Origin of the sequence: Bradyrhizobium sp. HKCCYLS1011 (assembly GCF_051167795.1) — a bacterium.
Classification (GTDB): Bacteria; Pseudomonadota; Alphaproteobacteria; order Rhizobiales; family Xanthobacteraceae; genus Bradyrhizobium.
This window is the reverse complement of record NZ_JBNPTT010000007.1, coordinates 491,087-508,579: the sequence shown is the minus strand read 5'-3', so window position 1 is coordinate 508,579 and position 17,493 is coordinate 491,087. Positions and strand designations below refer to the sequence as shown.

16 protein-coding genes are annotated in these 17,493 nt (G+C 61.8%); 1 reads left to right on the top strand and 15 read right to left on the bottom strand.

What is annotated here, in order from left to right:
* Nucleotides 1-7: 7 nt before the first annotated feature.
* The 9 genes from ACQR1W_RS25475 to ACQR1W_RS25435 form a co-directional block, all read right to left on the bottom strand.
* The gene (locus ACQR1W_RS25475; RefSeq protein WP_434853370.1) at nt 8-484 is read right to left on the bottom strand and encodes an aromatic-ring-hydroxylating dioxygenase subunit beta; all 477 of its coding nucleotides are present in this window, start codon (nt 482-484) and stop codon (nt 8-10) included.
* Nucleotides 481-1,821: a Rieske 2Fe-2S domain-containing protein gene (locus ACQR1W_RS25470; RefSeq protein WP_434853369.1), complete on the bottom strand. Its 1,341-nt coding sequence runs from the start codon at nt 1,819-1,821 to the stop codon at nt 481-483. Before ACQR1W_RS25470 ends, ACQR1W_RS25475 begins: the two co-directional genes overlap by 4 nt.
* An 18-nt stretch (nt 1,822-1,839) precedes the next feature.
* Complete coding sequence (locus tag ACQR1W_RS25465) at nt 1,840-2,790, bottom strand: PDR/VanB family oxidoreductase (protein WP_434853368.1); 951 nt, start codon at nt 2,788-2,790, stop codon at nt 1,840-1,842.
* A gap of 163 nt (nt 2,791-2,953) precedes the next feature.
* The gene (locus ACQR1W_RS25460) at nt 2,954-3,571 is read right to left on the bottom strand and encodes an RNA polymerase sigma factor (RefSeq protein WP_434853367.1); all 618 of its coding nucleotides are present in this window, start codon (nt 3,569-3,571) and stop codon (nt 2,954-2,956) included.
* Nucleotides 3,572-4,626: 1,055 nt separating this feature from the next.
* Nucleotides 4,627-5,406 (bottom strand): class III cytochrome C family protein, encoded by a 780-nt coding sequence (locus ACQR1W_RS25455; protein WP_434853366.1) that lies wholly within the window; start codon nt 5,404-5,406, stop codon nt 4,627-4,629.
* Nucleotides 5,403-6,107, bottom strand: a complete 705-nt coding sequence (locus ACQR1W_RS25450) for an iron reductase (RefSeq protein WP_434853365.1) — start codon at nt 6,105-6,107, stop codon at nt 5,403-5,405. The genes ACQR1W_RS25455 and ACQR1W_RS25450 overlap by 4 nt, the downstream gene beginning before the upstream one ends.
* A 1-nt stretch (nt 6,108) precedes the next feature.
* Nucleotides 6,109-8,133 carry a 2Fe-2S iron-sulfur cluster-binding protein gene (locus ACQR1W_RS25445; protein WP_434853364.1) on the bottom strand — a complete coding sequence of 675 codons (2,025 nt, stop codon included), beginning with the start codon at nt 8,131-8,133 and terminating at the stop codon, nt 6,109-6,111.
* Between the two features lie 24 nt (nt 8,134-8,157).
* Complete coding sequence (locus ACQR1W_RS25440) at nt 8,158-8,865, bottom strand: Spy/CpxP family protein refolding chaperone (RefSeq protein WP_434853363.1); 708 nt, start codon at nt 8,863-8,865, stop codon at nt 8,158-8,160.
* A gap of 131 nt (nt 8,866-8,996) precedes the next feature.
* Nucleotides 8,997-10,229 carry an OpgC domain-containing protein gene (locus ACQR1W_RS25435; RefSeq protein ID WP_434853362.1) on the bottom strand — a complete coding sequence of 411 codons (1,233 nt, stop codon included), beginning with the start codon at nt 10,227-10,229 and terminating at the stop codon, nt 8,997-8,999.
* Nucleotides 10,230-10,906: 677 nt separating this feature from the next.
* Between ACQR1W_RS25435 and ACQR1W_RS25430 the strand changes: the two genes are divergently transcribed.
* The gene (locus ACQR1W_RS25430; RefSeq protein WP_434853361.1) at nt 10,907-11,164 is read left to right on the top strand and encodes a hypothetical protein; all 258 of its coding nucleotides are present in this window, start codon (nt 10,907-10,909) and stop codon (nt 11,162-11,164) included.
* Nucleotides 11,165-11,246: 82 nt separating this feature from the next.
* On the opposite strand, the gene ACQR1W_RS25425 is transcribed toward ACQR1W_RS25430, so the two are convergent.
* The 6 genes from ACQR1W_RS25425 to ACQR1W_RS25400 form a co-directional block, all read right to left on the bottom strand.
* Nucleotides 11,247-11,426, bottom strand: a complete 180-nt coding sequence (locus ACQR1W_RS25425; protein ID WP_008968268.1) for a hypothetical protein — start codon at nt 11,424-11,426, stop codon at nt 11,247-11,249.
* 29 nt (nt 11,427-11,455) lie between these two features.
* Complete coding sequence (locus ACQR1W_RS25420; protein WP_434853360.1) at nt 11,456-11,926, bottom strand: hypothetical protein; 471 nt, start codon at nt 11,924-11,926, stop codon at nt 11,456-11,458.
* Nucleotides 11,927-11,946: 20 nt separating this feature from the next.
* Entirely contained in the window at nt 11,947-14,010 is a 2,064-nt protein-coding gene (locus ACQR1W_RS25415) for a sigma-54-dependent Fis family transcriptional regulator (protein WP_434853359.1), read from the bottom strand.
* A gap of 244 nt (nt 14,011-14,254) precedes the next feature.
* The gene (locus ACQR1W_RS25410; protein ID WP_434853358.1) at nt 14,255-14,752 is read right to left on the bottom strand and encodes a hypothetical protein; all 498 of its coding nucleotides are present in this window, start codon (nt 14,750-14,752) and stop codon (nt 14,255-14,257) included.
* 167 nt (nt 14,753-14,919) lie between these two features.
* Complete coding sequence (locus ACQR1W_RS25405) at nt 14,920-16,551, bottom strand: molecular chaperone GroEL (RefSeq protein WP_434853357.1); 1,632 nt, start codon at nt 16,549-16,551, stop codon at nt 14,920-14,922.
* Between the two features lie 66 nt (nt 16,552-16,617).
* Entirely contained in the window at nt 16,618-17,493 is an 876-nt protein-coding gene (locus tag ACQR1W_RS25400; protein ID WP_434853356.1) for a metal-sulfur cluster assembly factor, read from the bottom strand.

Genomic DNA, 17,493 nt, shown 5'->3' with positions numbered 1-17,493 from the left:
GATGCACTCACATGAAGAGCTGGATGTTGCCGAAGGGCGAGTCAAAATTCACGAGATCGACCCGCTTGAGCTTGATCTTGAGGTCGTCGCCGACCTGGACGAGATCATGGGAGACCCATCCCGAATAGCGCTCCAGCGCGTCGCCACGCGTCTCGGTATAGATATAGGAGGTCCGTGCCTTGAAGACCCCTGCAGTCGCGTCGCATGCCACGATCTGCGGCGCCTGCAGAAGATGGTGGCAGCGGCTCTTCGGCTTTTGGCTGAAGGTCCGCTCGCCGGCCAGGCGCTCGACCCGCACCTTGAGCAGCAGCAGGTCCTCGTACATCAACGACGGCTGCAGCACCGGATCCTGCTGTTGCCACTCGAGCGGCATCCAGTATCGCCCTTCGGGGTGAAACAGATCGAGCCACCCTTGCCATTGCATGGTGTCGAGAAGCTCCGCCTCTCGATAGATGAAATCCGTGATGGTCTTCTCGCTGATCATTCGGCGGCCTCGACGTGCTGATCCATGTCCATGGTCATGAACTTCACCCAGGCATGAAACTGGTTCCGCATCTGGCGCTCGGAGGTGCCGTTGATGACGGCAGTCGCGTCCGGTTGCTCGCCGGCCTCATAGAGCCGCTGCAGGTTGACCCATTGGTTGCCGTTGGTCGTCAGCCCTTCCTGCGCCCGCTCATACATCTCCAGGTCGTCGTGACCCACGATCGACGTCGGCGCGTTGATGAAGCGGTTGTACATCAACGCACGCTCATAGAGTTTGTCGGGTGCGCCGACCAGGCGATAGACCCAGCTCTCGACCAGCGTCCTGTCGACCGCAATCGGGATGAAGTTGCGCAGGATCTGGACAGCACCTTTGACCATGATGTTCGGGAAATACACAGTGTTGTGCCGAACCTCGCCGAGAATCTCGTGGGCCCGCTTCTCGCCATAGGCCGCGACCATCTGGTCGAGATAGCCCGGGATGCCCGCGTAGTTCGAATGGATGGAGTTGTTGACGCCGGTATGACCGTGGCCGTTTGGCCAGATCCTGATCCCGCTCTGCTCGTAGAATTCGTAAGGGCTCATGAAGGGAGCGTAGAGCTGGACCGCCATCGGCGCTTCCGTAGCCTCGCCCTGCTCGCGCTTCCAGACCTTGACCGCAGTACCGGCCGAGCTTTCATGCGCGACCATCGGATGGCAGGTGTCGGTCTGGTTTTCGACCAGCATCTTCCAGTTGCAGGTGTGCATGTAGCGGATCGGGGTGGCCATGACGGCGAGCTTGCCCTCCGGCGAGCGGTCGACCATGTTGTCGATCGTCGAAAGGCTTTCGCCGAAATAGTCCTCGAAAGAGAGGCCGCTGTCGTTGAGCCGCGCGAAGATGAAATCACGATAGACAACGACGTTCCTGACCTTCGACAGGCCCTCATTCGCCTGGGTATCGCCAAAGCCGGTACCCTCGTAGCCCTTCTTCAGCGGGATCGCGAGCAGCGAGCCGTCGGTCTTGAAAGACCAGGCGTGATACGGGCAACGGAAGAACTTTCCGGTGTTGCCGCAGGGTTCGGAAGCGATCTTCACGCCCTTGTGCGGACAGCGATTGTAGAACACGTGGATAGAGCCGTCGCTATGGCGGCTCGCCAGGACCGGCTGGCGGCCTATGTTGGCCGTGATGAAATCGCCAGGCTTGGACAATTGGCTTGCATGCCCGACATAGATCCAGCTGTTGGGGAACAGGTGCTCCATCTCGAGCTCGAAGATCTCGGGGGCGACATAGACGTCGCGGTGAACCTCGGCCTCGCGCACCAACGCCGCAATCGCGTGGGCATTCCTTCTGTAGTTCGCCATGGCGTCCCTCGCCTTTCCTCACAAATCCAGCACCAGACGTTCCGACTTCGCGCGTGACACGCAGATCTGTATGACCTTGTTGGATGCCCTCTCGTCCTCGCTGAGAATGACGTCGCGATGGTCGGGCACGCCTGCGATCACGCCGCACTGGCAGACGCCGCAATCGCCGCGCTGGCAGTCGTAGAGCACATCGAGACCCGCCGCCTCCAGCGCCTGGATGATGGTCTGACCTGCTGCAACGCTGACGACCTGCCCGGTCGAGTTGATCTGGACCTCGAACGGCACGTCGGGCGAGGACGCCTGCTCCGCTTTGAAGAGCTCGTAGTGGATGCGGCCCGCCGGGACGCCGTTGGCGAGTGCGGCTGCCCTCACCGCCTCGATCATCCCCGCCGGACCACAGACGTAGATGTGGGAGCTTGCGGCAGCGTCCCCGAGCGCCGCTGCAATGTCCAGGCGGGACTCGTCACTATCGTAGTGAACGGACAGCTCCTTGGCGCAAATCTCCTGCAACTGCGGCAGGAACGGCAACAGTCCTGGCGCACGGCCTGCATAATGCAGGCGGAACGGAGTTGCACGGGCCTTGAGCTCCGCCGCCATCGACAGGATCGGCGTGACACCGATGCCGCCGGCAAGAAGCAGCGCCGGCGCTGCTCCCTCGTGCAGATGAAAATTGTTGACCGGCGCACTGGCTGTCACGACGTCGCCGATCTTCAGCGCGTGCATGAACTGCGAGCCGCCGGTCGAAGCCGCCTCGCGCAGCACCCCGAGCGCCAGCGCCCCCTCGGGAAGGCCCGGCAAAGCCATCAGCGAATACGGCCGGTCTCCTCCATTCGGGAGCGCCACGCGGATATGCGCGCCTGCCTGCCATCGTGGCACCACGCCGCCATCCACCCCGAACACGAGGCGCCGTATGAGCGGCGTTTCCGCCACATACGATCTCACCTCAAGCTTGAGCGGATGCGTGTCCATTCAGGCATCTCGAATTATATGAATTTGCATATTTTTAGACGTGTAATATTTGCCTGTCAATCGTCGGCACGGGGAAGAGGGCTCGGATGGCGGTCCGAGGCCCGGCGCATTACGGTGCGCGATCCGCGACCGCCTGCAGGGGGCGACCGATGATCTGTCAGGTCTAGGGCGGAGTTCTGCCCCGGTTGTCGGCGCAGCGGCACTCCCAGAAGCTGTCCTCAAGACATACCACGCACATTTGCTCGAGACGCTCTCTCAGAGCCTGTCGCGCGCGATGAAGGCGGACGGTCAGATTGTTCACGGTCACTCCGAGATCTGCCGCGACCTGCTCCCTGGGCTCGCCGGCAAGATCCAGTCTTCTGATGACCTCGGCATGCTCCGCCTTCAACAGGGAGAGATGGGTGTAGAGACACTCGCAGGCGGCGGCATCCACCGTGCCGTCCTGGTCGGCGGCAAGACGATCGCTAAGTTCGTTCGGGAACGGTATCTCCCGTATTCTGTTCTTCGAGCTCCGACGATGATGGTCGGCGACGGTGGTCGCAAGCACCCGGCTGAGCCATCCGCGGACCGAGTCCGCGTCACGGATGTCGCCGGAGCGCTCCAGCGCCCGCAACATGAACGCCTGCAGCACCTCGTCGGCCTCCGCCTTCCCCCCGAAGCGCCGCTGCAAATAGCTGCGAAGACGGCCGTAGCCCCCAACAAGAGCGGCACGAACGATCGCATCCGATGCTTCCGAACAACCGGCTACCGGCTCCGAGGGCGTGTCATCTGATGATTTCATAACGCATCGTCCTTGCATCGACATTCGTCAGATCGCTTCGTTCCCGCCGGAGCGGATCGGAGGGAGCCAGCGTTGTCATCAGCGAGTAAATGGAAGAGCTCCCGAACCACGGCGACGACGGTTGTCGTCGCGCCCGGGGCGTGGGGCTGCGACCGGCTGTGCTTGGTCGGCCGGTGATCGTTGTTCCGCCGCTCAGCCAGCAGCGCGTGCGAGCGGCGATCCAGATGCAGCCTTGTCGCGTGCGTGCGAGACCGCGTCCCTCGCCATCATCGGCACGGGCATCGTGATCCCCCCGGGAGGCAATGAGACGCGACTATCCGCGCGCAGAAATAGCGCGAGGCGGCTCAAAACTCCGGAGCTGTGTCAGGCGATGGGAGGACGGTAGTGTCGGCGGGGCGCGCCGTCGTTGCCGATGCTGTCGGCCTGCGCCTCACAGCGTGACTGCGGTGCTACGAATGGAACGATCCAGGGGCCGTGCGGTGAAACGGCGCTAAAACACAGCACCGAACCACAACAGGTCGCATGCCGGTTGCAGGGCTGATCCTGCTCGTCGTCGTCGCAGTCATCAGCCATCGCAGCGTCATGCGAACCCACATCCGATCGAGCAACGGCCTGATCGTGTTGGTGCGCATCTCCAGATGCGCCTGCCCCGTGCGCGCATGGGATCAATGCATCGAGAAAAACCGAGCCCGCGAGAGACGGCGTCATCGACGCAAGCAGATAGGCGACGACAACAAGCCATCCCCACCATCTGCGCCTCGGCCTTCTCAAGCCAATCATCTCTTCACCCGCTGCCAATCCGGAACATATAGCTCCGGTTGCAGCAGCGGCCAACAAAAAAAACAAGACAGATCGAGCTGACGGCGAAGTGCGCGTGGTGCGCCTCGCGAAATTTGCAGTCAGCGTGATTGTCCGATCTTCGGTAGCGCTAAATTGAATCTATAAAAAACTTCTGGTGCAGCTGTAATGAATCACACCAATCGCCGTCGCCCGTCCGATCTCTGCCCGACACAGACGTGGCTCAGGCCGACTTGCATCAAATGCGGTGCGTATCGTCAATGATGCTTCATCCACCCAATGCCCCTGATATCGTTGAACGAGTCAGTCCTGTGGCACAGGTAGCATTGATCGACCGATGCGTGCTCCTGGCCCGTGATCATGCGATCCATCATGACGAAGTGCTCCATATAGTGGCTGGGCGGCGCCTGATGGCACTGCGCACAGTCCTTTGACGTTGGTGAGGGATGCAGGAAGCCAGCGATCTTCCAGGAACCGAGTTCGTGGCAGCCGCCGCATTCCCGCCCGAATAGTCGGCGATGCGGCTCCCGGTTGCCGTGGCAGCCGGCACAATCGAGCTCTGCCTTTTCCCGACCTTCCGATTTCGGCACGCCGACAAACTCTTTCAGATCCACGATCACCTGATCGGCGAAGATCCGCGCGGACTGCTCCAGATCCCCAGAAGGCCTAGTGGCTTGCAGCAACGAAGCGTGGTCCATCCTGGTCGGACGCGCACTCCCGGTGTGCTCGAGATGGCAACCGCGACATTGCATCCCTGCCGCGGCGTGGAAAACTGTCGATTGCTTGCCCAGCTCCTTCGCGGACGGCGCATGACAGGCAATGCAAGAGGCGGCATCGACGCCCTTGACAGGCGTATGGCAGTCTTCACATCGCCCGGACAGGAATGCATGCTTTGCGGAAAGCGGCCCGGGCGCCACAACACTCGTCCAACCCGACACGGCCTGAGAACCGCCCCGATATACAGTGGCCGATACGATTGCAGCGCCGACGACCGCTAATATGGCGACGATCGAATAGAGCGGGCCGCGAATACTCACGCGAGCCACCGCAGACCATAATACAACTCGGCAGAAACATGGAGAGCAAGCAGCGCATACATGATGATCGCGGCGATTACGTGCACCCCGATCCATGGCATGAATATCTTCCTCATCGTGTCACTCGACCCGATCGCAGATTCCAGGTCGGAAATGCCATCGACGAGCTGCCACAGCGGTACGTTCTGCAAGACGGACGCATGCGTGCCGGAGTTGTCGGAAGCCACGGCATCGCGTGAAGACAGATACGCGGCGGTGCGCTCGTAGGACGATCGCAAGACCGCAAGGTAAGACTGTTGTTCGCGGAGCTCCGCTACGGTTTGCGGCAAGTAGTAACGGCCGACAAATCCGATAACGACGACGATCAACAGGCTGATCACAAGCGCGATGCCGAGCGGGCTTTGGAACTTGTGCCCGGTATGCAGCAACGCGAAGAACGCTGCAAGAATTCCGCCATGGACGTGCAAAGTCAAAAGCGTCCGCATCGACATCCGCCAAGTGACCGACGCTTTCCAGGCCCCGCTGTATTTCGTGACCGGGTACAGAAGAAGGAGAAGCAGCAGTGCGGCCGCGCAGGAGCCAAGGACAAAGCCCGCCAGGCTCCCGGCAAACCTGCCATCGGAGTGAAGTAGAAAGGCCGGTACAAACAGTAACAGGCTCGCTAGAACGATATCGACGATCAGCCGCTGCTTTTCGTTCATATCAAGCCTCGACGACCAGATCTTCGACGGACTTGGCCTGGCACGCCAAGATGATGCCCCCCGATTTGTCGTCCTCGGTCAAGGCATCCTGGACTTCCATCGTGACGCGGCCTTCCAGCAGATGTGTCTTGCAGATCCCGCAGATGCCGGCGCGGCACGAATAGTCGATTGGCACACCGATGCTTTCCGCCACCTCGAGAACACTCCTGTCCGGAGGCAGTGCCGCGACCATGCCTGAGGTCGCAAAGCGGATAGTGGCAGTCGCCGGACCGATGGCGACAGCAGCCTGGCCGCCCGCGGCGGACTCGGCCGTTTGCGCCGCGGCAGCGATGCTCGTTGGCGGAGGAACGGCCCCACGCGCGGGTCCGAACGCCTCTGTCCTGATCTGTTCGGATGGCACCCCGAGCTCACGGAGGATCGTCTTGAGGGCCTCCATCATCCCCGGTGGACCACACAGATGAACGCGTCGCTTGACCCGGTCCGGCACTGCCCGTCTCAGAAAATCGGCGGTGATCCGACCCTCGCTCCCCATCCACGATGTGCCCGATGCTCGCGCCATGGTGGCGGCGACATGCAGATTGTTCATTCGCCGCTGAAGGTATTCCAGCTCGTCACGGAAGATGAATTGCTCCGTCGTCTGCGCGCCGTAAATCAGATAGATCTGGCCGGACCATGCGATATCCGACAGGTAGCGGATCGCCGCCATCAGCGGCGTGATGCCGACACCGCCGCCGATCAAAACCACGCTGTCGGCCTCGACCCCTGTGAAGGTGAAGGCACCCGACGGGGCCATGACCTCCAAGAGGTCTCCGGTCTTCACATTGCCATGCATGTAGTCGGACAGCAGTCCACCGTCTTCGCGCTTGATCGTGGTCTCGACAAAGGCGGTCTGCGCGGCGGACGACGCGATCGTGTAGGAACGCCTGACAACTCTTCCGTCGATCTCGATCGCATAGGTCAGGAACTGGCCCGGCAAGAATGAAAATGGAATCGAGCCGCCATCTGGCGCCTGCAGGCGGAACGTCTTGATGTTCGGGGTCTCCCGATAGATCGCAGAGACCCTTAGTTTACCTTTCCAAAGTCCGCCCGCTTTTGCCGGCTCGCGATGAGGGCTCGGCTCTGGAGAACGCACCTCTGCCGTTTGTCGGGCTGGCGCAACGCCCGCCCTTGCGTCTGGATGACGTCCTGCCCCACTGGCGCCCGGTATTTCGATCGCCGGCACGGAAGCGGGCGACACCGGCACGGGCCCGCGCGTCAATCGATCAACAAGCGCACTCGCGCGACGCATGCGCGCCACTTGGATGGCGAGCATCCCCAACGAGAAGATCGCAAGCAGCGCCATAGTGGTCACGTGAAACCAGGAAATTCCCAGTATGCCGTCCGTGTCTACCACAGCAGGCTGAGGCGGCAGGTTCATCTGTGCCTTGAGCCAGCTTTGCGCAATCTGTTGGGGAGACTTTCCTTCGTTCAGCGATCGCAGCACGGTGAAGCCGCTCTGCACCCCATTAAGCGAGTCGCGAATCCGGCCCGCTACCTGATCTGCGCCAACAACATCGCCTGCGGCGATGGCATGGCGCAGGTTCATTTCCGACTCCGAGATACGATCGACCTCGCCGTTGATCCATCCGCGCGCCCGGAATTCCAGATTTTTCCGTTGCTCGGCGGACAGCGCCGGCATGTCCATCAATAACGGGTAGAACTCCTTGCGCGGCCTCCCCATCATTTCGCTCATTCCGCCCATCATGTCCGTCGCATCGCCGCTTGACGGCACATCGGCCGCATGCCCCCTCGCTCCATCCGCCTGCGACAGCGTATCACTGCCCGCGCCTGAGGCTCCGGGATGGTGCGCCGAGTGCCCCTCCTCTGCCTGCGCTGACTGCCAGCCTCCGTCCGCCCGCCGGGCAGAGTGCTTTGCATCAAACCGCACGTCCGATGCGAGCGCGGCGTTGGCTGCAAGCGCTCCCATCAGTAGGGCGAACACACAGAGGCCACGTCGACATTGAAAATGCGATCCGAATCCGGACATGGCTTCTGCTTCCGCAAACGGCCGTCAGAACGTGGCGATCAGAGGCAGCAGGATCGTGTCTGCAGTCTGCCTTTGGCTCTCGTTCAACGATGCATACAGCCGCGTGTAGGCCGAGCGAGCTGATTTGATAGCCTCCAGACGCTCGGACAGATGTCGCTCATAATGGCCGAGCCGATCGATGCTCCCCAGCTTGTCATCCATCGCGATCATCTTACGGGCTTCCAGGAGATGCTGCCGACTTGAACGGAGCGCATCCGCCAGATTGTTCCAGTCGGCGATCTGCCCGTCGTTGATCTGCAACTCGGCCTTCAGGAAAGCGATCCGGCCTTCAAGGCGTTCCGTCACGTCAGCCGGGCCGCTCACCACATTGCCGCCGGCGGACGGGTTCATCTGGCCGCGCATCATCTTCTCCATCATTTGCATCATCTGCATCATGTTGGAGCCTTCCTGGCAGCCAGCGCCTTGGCAGTCCCGCATCTGGCTTTGCGGCTGCATCTTCATCTTATCGCCGTTCATGCGACCGCCGCCCATACCTCCGCCCATGGCGTTCGGCTGGTCACTGGGCTGTCCCATGTTCATGTTGGCGCTTGGATCGGATTTCTTCGACATCTTGTCGTCGTCCATCATCGCGAGCTGCACACGATCGGTGGCGCGCGCCGGCGGCAGCCCAAACGGCGCCAGAACGAGGACGGCAAGCGCCGCGCTCATAGCAACATTTCTTCGGTGGTCCATGGTCATTCTCCAGTTTTGATACGGATGGTCATCTGCTCATTGAGCCGGCTGTGAGTGCCGGTCGGTACGGATCAAGGCATATAGACGCGCGGCGCCTGCGACTCTTACGCGTGCTTGTCTCTCAAACGCCGTCATCCGCTCACCTCCACGCCTGCCCCGGGCGAATGGCTTCTGTCGACGCGCTTGGACCAGGTACGGTAGTAGGCGACGATCGTCATGATCCAGAGGCCTGCGGCGCCCACCAGAAGCTGCGCCAAAACTCCCTCCGATCCGAACTCGAGCACAAAGTGCGCGACAAAGGAGAGAAAGAGGCCGACGCAAAACACAGGCAGCGATTGCTGGCCGCATCTGATCAGCGGCTGCAGCAACGGCGACTTCAAACCCGGCCAATCGATTGGCACGAGCGAGACCACGACCAACAGCAGGCTCGCGAGATGAACAACCCTGTAAGGGCCCAGGTTGGTCTTGTCGTTTGGAATGAACACGCCGGCGAGATCATCGGGAACGTACTTCTGCATCTCTGGGATGCGCTCAGCCAGCGTCATCGCGAGCGCGAACAGCAGAAACCCGGCACTCAGGATGAAGAGCATGCGGGATGACAGCAGCCACCGGCTCGCGGCGGCCCCTCCCAACGCCAGCCAGGCTCCAAACACAAACGGCAATTGCCAGGCAAACGGGTTGAAATACCAAACGCCAGCCGGATAGGATGGTAAATTCCACCCATAGTGCCTGACCGCCAGATAGAGGCCGATCGAGCCGATCATCACCGCATTGCGCCACCGCAGCATGAACCAGAGGACGATCGGGAATGCAGCCATTAGCACGATGTAGAGCGGGAGCACATCGAGATTAAGCGGCTTGAACTTGAGGATCAGGCCTTGCGCGAGGGTGTCGACGGGAAACCTCATCAGCGGCGCAACGTTGAACTGATCCATCAGGTGAAGATCGTCGAACCGGTGGGCGACATAGTGCACAGCGGTGAGATAGAGGACGAAGAGCAGCAGGTGGGCCACATAGAGCTGCCACACCCGCCGCAGCAGCCTTGTTGCACCGATGACAAAGCCGCGCTCCATCATCATGTTGCCGAAGACGAAGGTCGCCGTGTAGCCCGAGATCAGCACAAAGAGATCGGCGCCGTCGCTGAAGCCGTAGTTTCGCGTCGTGAACCAGGCGAGCACCGAATCCGGAATGTGTCCGAGGAAGATCAACCAGTTTGCCAGTCCGCGAAAAAGATCCAGCCGGATGTCGCGCTCGGGCTTCACCAGCACCGACCTGATCGTGATGGTCTCCCAGATACGACGGCGCAGGAGAAACGCGACCTGCAGGGGCCGGCCGGAGACATGGCCGATAGTCTCGTCAGTCAAAGAGGATCCTCCATTCTGCGACATGCATTGAGGGTTTCGATCGCTTCGCGGTTTGCTCGCCGCTCACTGGCGCGGCACGCTAAGTCGCGTCATTGATGCTTGTTTGACGGATATCAAACAGCCACGCCGCGCTAGCCAAATCTTTTTGTAGCTCAGTCGCGTAATGAACCGAGGCGACCGCCGTCCTCAATACGGTCCACACCGTTGCGCCTCTCAGCAACATCTCTCGTTGAACCGACAACAGCCTCGCTGCGCGAAATAGTGAAATTTCGGCAAGCGTGCCGCTCGGATTGAGTAAGAAATGCAGGCCGTCCCCGTCGCAGGCGGCGCCGGCGCGATCAATGACAGGTCATTCGCTCCCCTCTCAGGCGCGATTGCACGACGAGATGGTGATCTCGACTTGGTCTTCACGACAGACGCCGCCGCAAATGCGGAGATTCTGGCCGATGAATGCCGCTCCCGACTTCCCATGAAGAATGCAATTTATTTTTGTAAGAAGATCGAGATTTTCCGTCGCCCGCAGCAAGCGCAACGCTCTGCGCATCGGCGCACGGAAGCACGCGTGGTGACGTTTGATCTTTCTCAAACAGCGCCGGCTTCTCTCGGGTTTGTTGCTGCTCAATCAAGCCGTCTGGACTTGATTGCTACTTCCACAAATTCAAACAGGAGAAACCAGAATGCATCGCTACAAATTTATTATTGCTGCTGCCGCGGCCATGGCCTTCGTCACGCTGCCTGCAATAGCGCAGACCAACACCTCCGATGAACAGAACGGCCATCATTACTCGGGCGGACCGAAGACCGAAGTCCCGCACCACATGGGCAAAAAGGAGAGCGACGCCGGGTCCAGCAGCGGCTCAGGCGGCAGCCATCACTACGAGGGTGGACCGAAGACCGAGGTCCCCCATCACATGGGGCCAAAGAAGCCGCAATGATGATCGAGCTGTGGCCCCGTAAGCACGCGGGGTCACTGCCCTGCTCCGTTCGGGCAGGCAGATGAGCTGATCGGGGCCCTTGCTATGTCGCGTCCGCCGGCATGGTTGATTTGTTCGCCGCGATGAATCTTGCTGCGAGGACCAGCGCTCCCATTGAGAAGTCCTTGCCATGCGCGGCGATCATCCGTTCGGAGAGTTCTGCGAGCTCCTTGAAAAACTGGTCCTTGCTCTCTTGCTCCGCTGATGCGCCTGCGTCTGTCATCGGGTCCTCCCTTCGATTCTTGTCAAGCACTACGGACCATCCTTCGTTTCGGAGGGTGCGCTCTCGATTTGGGTCAAAATCCGCTGCAGCCCGCCGACACCGGATACAAATCCTCGCTCCGCATAGGCGATGTGCGATTGCAGAGAGTCCCAAAGGTCAACCCGAAGCAGCCGGAGCGGGTCACCCGAGAACGTCTCGATCGCCTGCAAGCCGAACTGATGATCAAGGCTCAGACCATGCAAGACGAAATCGGCGAGTTCGCGGGCATGGGTTTCGACAAACGGACGCAGCAGTGGATGGGCGCCGTAGACAATGTCACGTCCTCCGAGCTCACGTTCGATGAAACCGACGAAATGCTCGACTAGAATGGTCTGGCTTTCGCCGGTCACGCGCAGCACGAAAGCGAAATCACGATCGGCGCGCGCCAGAAGCTCCGACGCGACCAGGCCGGCGGCTCTCGCCCCTTCCTGGACATGTCCTCGGTGCGGTACGTCGCTCATCCTGAGGCTCCGCCACTCGCTCACGGCCTCGATCGATATTGATGCAGTTTGCGATACAGCGTGCTGCGGGACACGCCCAGCTTCTCGGCAGCGGCGGCGACGTTGCCACCCGCAGCTGCGAGCGCGCGTTCGATTGCGCGCCGCTCCATTTCGTCGAACCGAGCCACTTCGTCGTCCGGGGCAGCCTTACGCTCAGACAACGGCTTCGCGGATGTCGCGGGAGCGTCCCCTTCGAACATATCTTCCGGCAGATCCTTGAGCGTCACCGGATCGCCGACCGACATCAGCACCAGGGTCTCGACCAAATTGCGCAATTCGCGCACATTCCCCGGCCAAGAGTAGTGCTGCAGGAAATCAAGACATTCCCGTTCGAGCCGCAGCGGCTCGCGATTGTAGGCCCCGGCGAACTGACAATTATAGTGATCCACCAGAATCTCGACATCACCGGCACGCTCCCGAAGCGGGGGAATCGTGATCTTGACCGCGCCGATGCGGAAATAGAGATCCTTGCGAAACCGCCCGTCGGCCACCTCCTGTTTCAGGTTTCGGTTGGTCGATGCGACCAGCCGGACGTCGACAGGTCGCAGCTTCGACTCGCCGAGCCGGCAGACGGCGCGCTCTTCCAGCACCCGGAGCAGATAAGGCTGCAGCTCGAGCGGCATTTCACCGATTTCGTCCAGGCTGAGCACGCCGCCATGTGCGAACTCAAATCGCCCAGGCCGTCCTTCGCGCGTGGCTCCCGTGAACGCCCCCGGAGCATGCCCGAACAATTCGCCGCCGAGAAGCTCGCGTGAGACCGCACCGCAATTAAGCGCGACGAAGGGCTCCTTGCCTGACTTCGCGCCGACGGCATGCACCAGCCGGGCAAACAGCTCCTTACCGACGCCGGTCTCGCCCTCGAGCAGGATCGGCGTCTTGCCCAGCGCAGCGCGCTCGGTCCTGTCCACGGCCTGCAGGAGCGCCTCGCTGCGTCCGACAATCGCGGCGCGGGCCGCCGTCCCGGCCAGGCTCCCGCCAGTTGCGGTCTTGACGGCTGGCGACCGCGGCTTCGCAGGAAGTACGAGCATCGCACCTCGCGCCACCCCATCGATCGCCAGCGGCTCGATCCGCTGCTCGCGTAGCGCCTCGGGCAGATCCTTGGCGATCTCTGCTGGTACGACGCCATCACGATCTGAGAGAAGCCTGGCACCGACACGCAGGTCCGATGCCGGCGCCACCGCCTTCCAGCGCGTCGAGGCGATGTCATTGTGATGAACGACGCGACCAAAGCGATCGAGAATCACAACGCCATCGGCGCTTCCCGTTCCCGGCAAACGTTCCAGCCCAGCTTCGAGCAGGCGCAGTCGCTCGATGCGGATTCTTTCCGCCAGCGTGAGCTCGATGTGCCCCGCTGCGATCACAGCCAGCGCCACATTGTGTCGGTGAAAGATCGCCTGTGGACCGGAGAAATCGATGATGCCGATGATGCTTCCGTCGACCGGACTGCGGATCGGACAGCCGACGCAGGTCCACGCTTTGATGCCTTCCGAAAAATGCTCGGCAGCGTGGACGTGAACCGGCTTGCCTGTCACCAGCGCTGTGCCGATTCCATTGGTGCCGGTCACCGCCTCGCCCCAGGCCGCACCCAACTCTAGACGGATATCGTGCCCGGACTCGATCGTCCGCTGATCGCCCCCGACGTCGAGAACGACGCCATTCCTGTCAGTGATGACCACCATGGTGGCGGCGTCGCCGAGGACCTCGGCCACTCGGCGCAGCGTGTTCGCGCTGGCGCTGAGCAGGTCCTCGTTCTTGAGGCGCAGTTCGTGGATGTTGTCGGCCGAGACGATCAGACTGCTGCCCCGACAACGCGCATCGACGCCGGACTGTACGCTGCGTTGCCACGACTCCTCGATGACGCCCCGCACGGATGCGCCGCCCCTGCGGAGGTCACCCGACGTCACAAAGGACTCCCAGGCCTTGCTCGTCTGTCGCTCGTTATAAGGATGCCCCTCATCCGCGTCCCAGGCGCTCGCCTGGTCGCCGGGAATATGACTTCCGTCGAAGCCAAATGGCGGCTTTGCCATGAGAAGATCCGTCAACATCGCAACACCCACCGCCGGACCACCCGGCCTTACGACACCGGCGCAATGATCCAGACTGGTTGGACCACTGCCGCAACGGTCGCTTCCACTCTCCGGCGCCATGATAGCATGCGAGGCGTCATCACATACCCGCCGAAGGCTGATCATCTCCGAGCGACGACATCGTTATTTGTAGGCGCTCGCTTCAAGCTCGTGACGTCGTGTCTGCGCGCGTCAGACTCATCGGACCTCGCGATCGGCCGCACTACCCTCCACCGCGCGACAGCACCTGGATGCCAAGCCGAATTGCCACCTCCTGCTCCAGGCATTCTTCCGCAGCCTCATCCGGGACGTGCAGCCCTTCGAGGTCTGCCAGTGCAGCATGAAGGTGGTTGTCGAGCGGGTCAAACAAACCATTTTGTGATGTTGCAAGTGCGAGACGCCGTGCAGGGCCGCGTCCTCGCAACTCTCCGATGAAATGGAGCTGCCGTCCCGATGCGAGATCAGCAACAACGATGCGCCCGTTCAGGCTGATCCTCACATAGGGCGAGACTTCGGAAGACGCCCTGCTGGACGGTGTATACCAGAGCCTGCCCGATGCCGCCGGCTGCGGTGCAGCGACGGGATTGCGCATCGCCTGCCACCGTCCACCCGTGAGTTGGTTCGCGATCTTGTCGATTGTCGCCCTGTTGGTCTGGATGAACTCCTTGGCCGCAACATCTTCCTTGCGGGGTCCATCCCGCTTCGAGATGATCTCCACCATACACGTTTCCTCCACCCTGTTCCGGTTACAGCTGCGGGGGTTGCTAGATTCCCCTTGTCTTGATCGTCGCCGGGACTGTCCCAGTCTAGTCCCTTCCACTCTTTTGTCACTCGCTCATCGCGAATCCTGAGGCATCACATCCGCACGTGCTTCCGCCTAAGTGCCGCTCACGCACGCCCCAGCCTCTCGGCACCGCCGCCGAGCGCCGGCCCAGCCGTCGGATCGATGAACTCGGGCCTGTCGGCCACCAGCGTATTTGTGGTCAGAACGAGGGTAGCAACCGACGCCGCATTGCGCAGAGCCGTGTAGGTCACGCGGACGGGATCGATGATCCCTGCGGCAATCATGTCGGTGAAGGTGCCGCTCGCTGCGTCGAAGCCGGTCCCCGCCGGAGCTCCGACCAGTTCCGCCACAATCCGGTCGGGATTGTGGCCAGCATTGCGGGCAATAAAAGCCGCGGGTCGCGAGAGCGTATCGCGAACCAGGCCGATGCCCGCACCGAGATCACCGTTGATGTTGCCGAGCATCCTGGTCACGACCGGCGCACATTGAGCCAATGCGGTGCCGCCGCCTGGGACGATTCCCTCCTCCACCGCGGCACGCGTCGCATTGAGCGCATCGTCGATCAGCTGGATGGTCCGCTTCTGCTCGACCGGCGTAACGCCACCGGCAAAGATGATTGCCGTGCCGCCGGAGAGCTTGGCCAGTCGCTCCTTGAGCTTGTCCTGCTCGATGTTCGGTGGCGCGAGCTCGTATTGCCTGGTCACCTGCTGGCGTCGCGCCGCGATTGCCAGCTCGTTGCCGCCGCCGCGGACGATCACGGTTTCGCGTGCACTTGCCCTGACCTGCCGCGCCGTGCCCAGATCTTCCAGAGCGACCTCTTCCAATTTGCCACCGAGATCGCGCGCGATCACCCGGCCGCCAGTGATGATGGCGAGGTCGTCCATCATCGCTTTCCGCCAATGGCCATAGTCGGGCGGACTGACCACCAGCACCTTGCCTCGGTTACCCTCGCCCAGCAGCGTGACGACGACCTCAGGCGCGATCTCCTCGGCGATGATCACCAGCGGCCGCTTCGTCGCCTCGACCGCAGCGCGAATGCCAGCGATCTCCGCAGGGTTCCTGATCTTCAGATCGGTGAGCAGAATGTAGGGCCGGTCGAGCACCGCCTCCATCTTCTCGACGTCCGTCACCATGTGGTGCGAAATATAGCCCCGATCGAACGACATGCCCTCGACCACTTCGAGGGTCGTCTCGATCGTAAGCCCATAATCCGAGCTGATGATCCCATCCTTGCCGACGCGTTCCACGGCCTCGGCGACGAGGCCTCCGAGATGGGCATCCGTCGCCGCGATCGTGGCGACAGCCTGCAGGGTCTTGCGGTCCGTGACCGCAACGGCGCTCTTCTTCAACGTCTCGACCACCAACTCGACCGCCTCGTCGATCCCCTTGCAGAGATCGACCGCCTTGGCGCCGCGCTCGAGCGCGGTCACACCCGCCTGGATGAATCCGTTGGCGAGCACCATTGCGGTCGTCGTGCCGTCGCCGGCCACCTGGTTGGTCTGCATGGATACCTCACGCACGACCTGCGCGCCCATGTTTTCGAAACGGTCCGGCAGTTCGATCTCGCAGGCAATGGTCACGCCGTCGCGCGACACGATCGGCGTGCCAACGGGACGGTCGACCATCGCATTCATCCCCTTCGGGCCTAACGTCGGCTCGACTGCCGCCGCCAACTTCTCGACTCCTCTCGCGAGCGCACGACGCGCCTCGATCGCATGCAGCAGCGCCTTTGGCATGATTGTCCTCCCGAATACTTTCTATTGGTTACTTCGTCTCGCGCGCACGACGCCGCTTCGCGTTGTTCATGCATCCATAGGGAGCGTCTCGATCATCTCGACGGAAAATCCCGCGCCCCCGCCTTGCTCTGCTCGCGCAGTCGCCCGCGGCTTGCCGCAGCTCGTGCCACAGCCCCCGCAACGCCCGCCATCGGCCGCTGCGGCCTGACCGGCGCTTGCATCTCCCGGCCGGTATCGCGCGTCGAGAAGCGCTCGGCAGAGCGCGCTGTTGAACTCCATGTTGATCCTGACGCCCCTGAGCTTCCGCAAATGCGCGGCCAGCTCGAGCGGTTCGAGCGGTTGCCCGGTCCAGGTGACGAACACGCGCGACTCGGGATGAGCGGCGAGCCCCCGTTCGGCCAGGATTTCAAGATAGCGCCGCTTGTGCCCAGCCGCGTCTGCGTTGTCCAGCGGGGCCTGATCCAACCGCTTCAAGTCCATGTCGGTGATGGCCTGATCGTCATATCCCGCATCCTTCAAGGCCAGGATCACGGCCTCCTGTCGTCGCTGGAAGGCCTTGCGCCGGAACGTCTCGCGCAGCTCCTCCAGCGACTCTCCCGGTGCGAATTCGCGCAGCGCCTCTTGAAATGACAGGCCAAGCGCCACCCCGCGGTTGATCTCGTCCGCCACCATATGGTCTTCCAGACGAAGCCGTACGTGCCGGACCCAGGGCAAGGCAAGCACCGCACGACGCATGTCGTCGGCCATCAGGAAAGCGAAATTCGCCGCGCACCAGTAGGTGGGAAGTCGAAACTCGATATCGACTCCTCCGGTTTCATCAATGGCAATGCGCTCGACGAATCCGAGCTCCGTCACCGGCTCGTCGAGTTCCGGGTCCGTCACCAGAGCAAGGCGTGCCCACACCTCGCTCACCCGTTGATCATCGTGCTGATTGTTCCGCAT

Bases quoted from the DNA above. Each gene is read 5' to 3' on its own strand.
- ACQR1W_RS25470 (WP_434853369.1), bottom strand. From the start codon at position 1,821: ATGGCGAACTACAGAAGGAATGCCCACGCGATTGCGGCGTTGGTGCGC.
- ACQR1W_RS25420 (WP_434853360.1), bottom strand. From the start codon at position 11,926: ATGAGCGACGTACCGCACCGAGGACATGTCCAGGAAGGGGCGAGAGCC.
- ACQR1W_RS25415 (WP_434853359.1), bottom strand. From the start codon at position 14,010: ATGTTGACGGATCTTCTCATGGCAAAGCCGCCATTTGGCTTCGACGGA.
- ACQR1W_RS25400 (WP_434853356.1), bottom strand. From the start codon at position 17,493: ATGCGGAACAATCAGCACGATGATCAACGGGTGAGCGAGGTGTGGGCA.
- ACQR1W_RS25445 (WP_434853364.1), bottom strand. From the start codon at position 8,133: ATGTCCGGATTCGGATCGCATTTTCAATGTCGACGTGGCCTCTGTGTG.
- ACQR1W_RS25430 (WP_434853361.1), top strand. From the start codon at position 10,907: ATGCATCGCTACAAATTTATTATTGCTGCTGCCGCGGCCATGGCCTTC.
- ACQR1W_RS25425 (WP_008968268.1), bottom strand. From the start codon at position 11,426: ATGACAGACGCAGGCGCATCAGCGGAGCAAGAGAGCAAGGACCAGTTT.
- ACQR1W_RS25440 (WP_434853363.1), bottom strand. From the start codon at position 8,865: ATGGACCACCGAAGAAATGTTGCTATGAGCGCGGCGCTTGCCGTCCTC.
- ACQR1W_RS25465 (WP_434853368.1), bottom strand. From the start codon at position 2,790: ATGGACACGCATCCGCTCAAGCTTGAGGTGAGATCGTATGTGGCGGAA.
- ACQR1W_RS25410 (WP_434853358.1), bottom strand. From the start codon at position 14,752: ATGGTGGAGATCATCTCGAAGCGGGATGGACCCCGCAAGGAAGATGTT.
- ACQR1W_RS25450 (WP_434853365.1), bottom strand. From the start codon at position 6,107: ATGAACGAAAAGCAGCGGCTGATCGTCGATATCGTTCTAGCGAGCCTG.
- ACQR1W_RS25405 (WP_434853357.1), bottom strand. From the start codon at position 16,551: ATGCCAAAGGCGCTGCTGCATGCGATCGAGGCGCGTCGTGCGCTCGCG.
- ACQR1W_RS25460 (WP_434853367.1), bottom strand. From the start codon at position 3,571: ATGAAATCATCAGATGACACGCCCTCGGAGCCGGTAGCCGGTTGTTCG.
- ACQR1W_RS25475 (WP_434853370.1), bottom strand. From the start codon at position 484: ATGATCAGCGAGAAGACCATCACGGATTTCATCTATCGAGAGGCGGAG.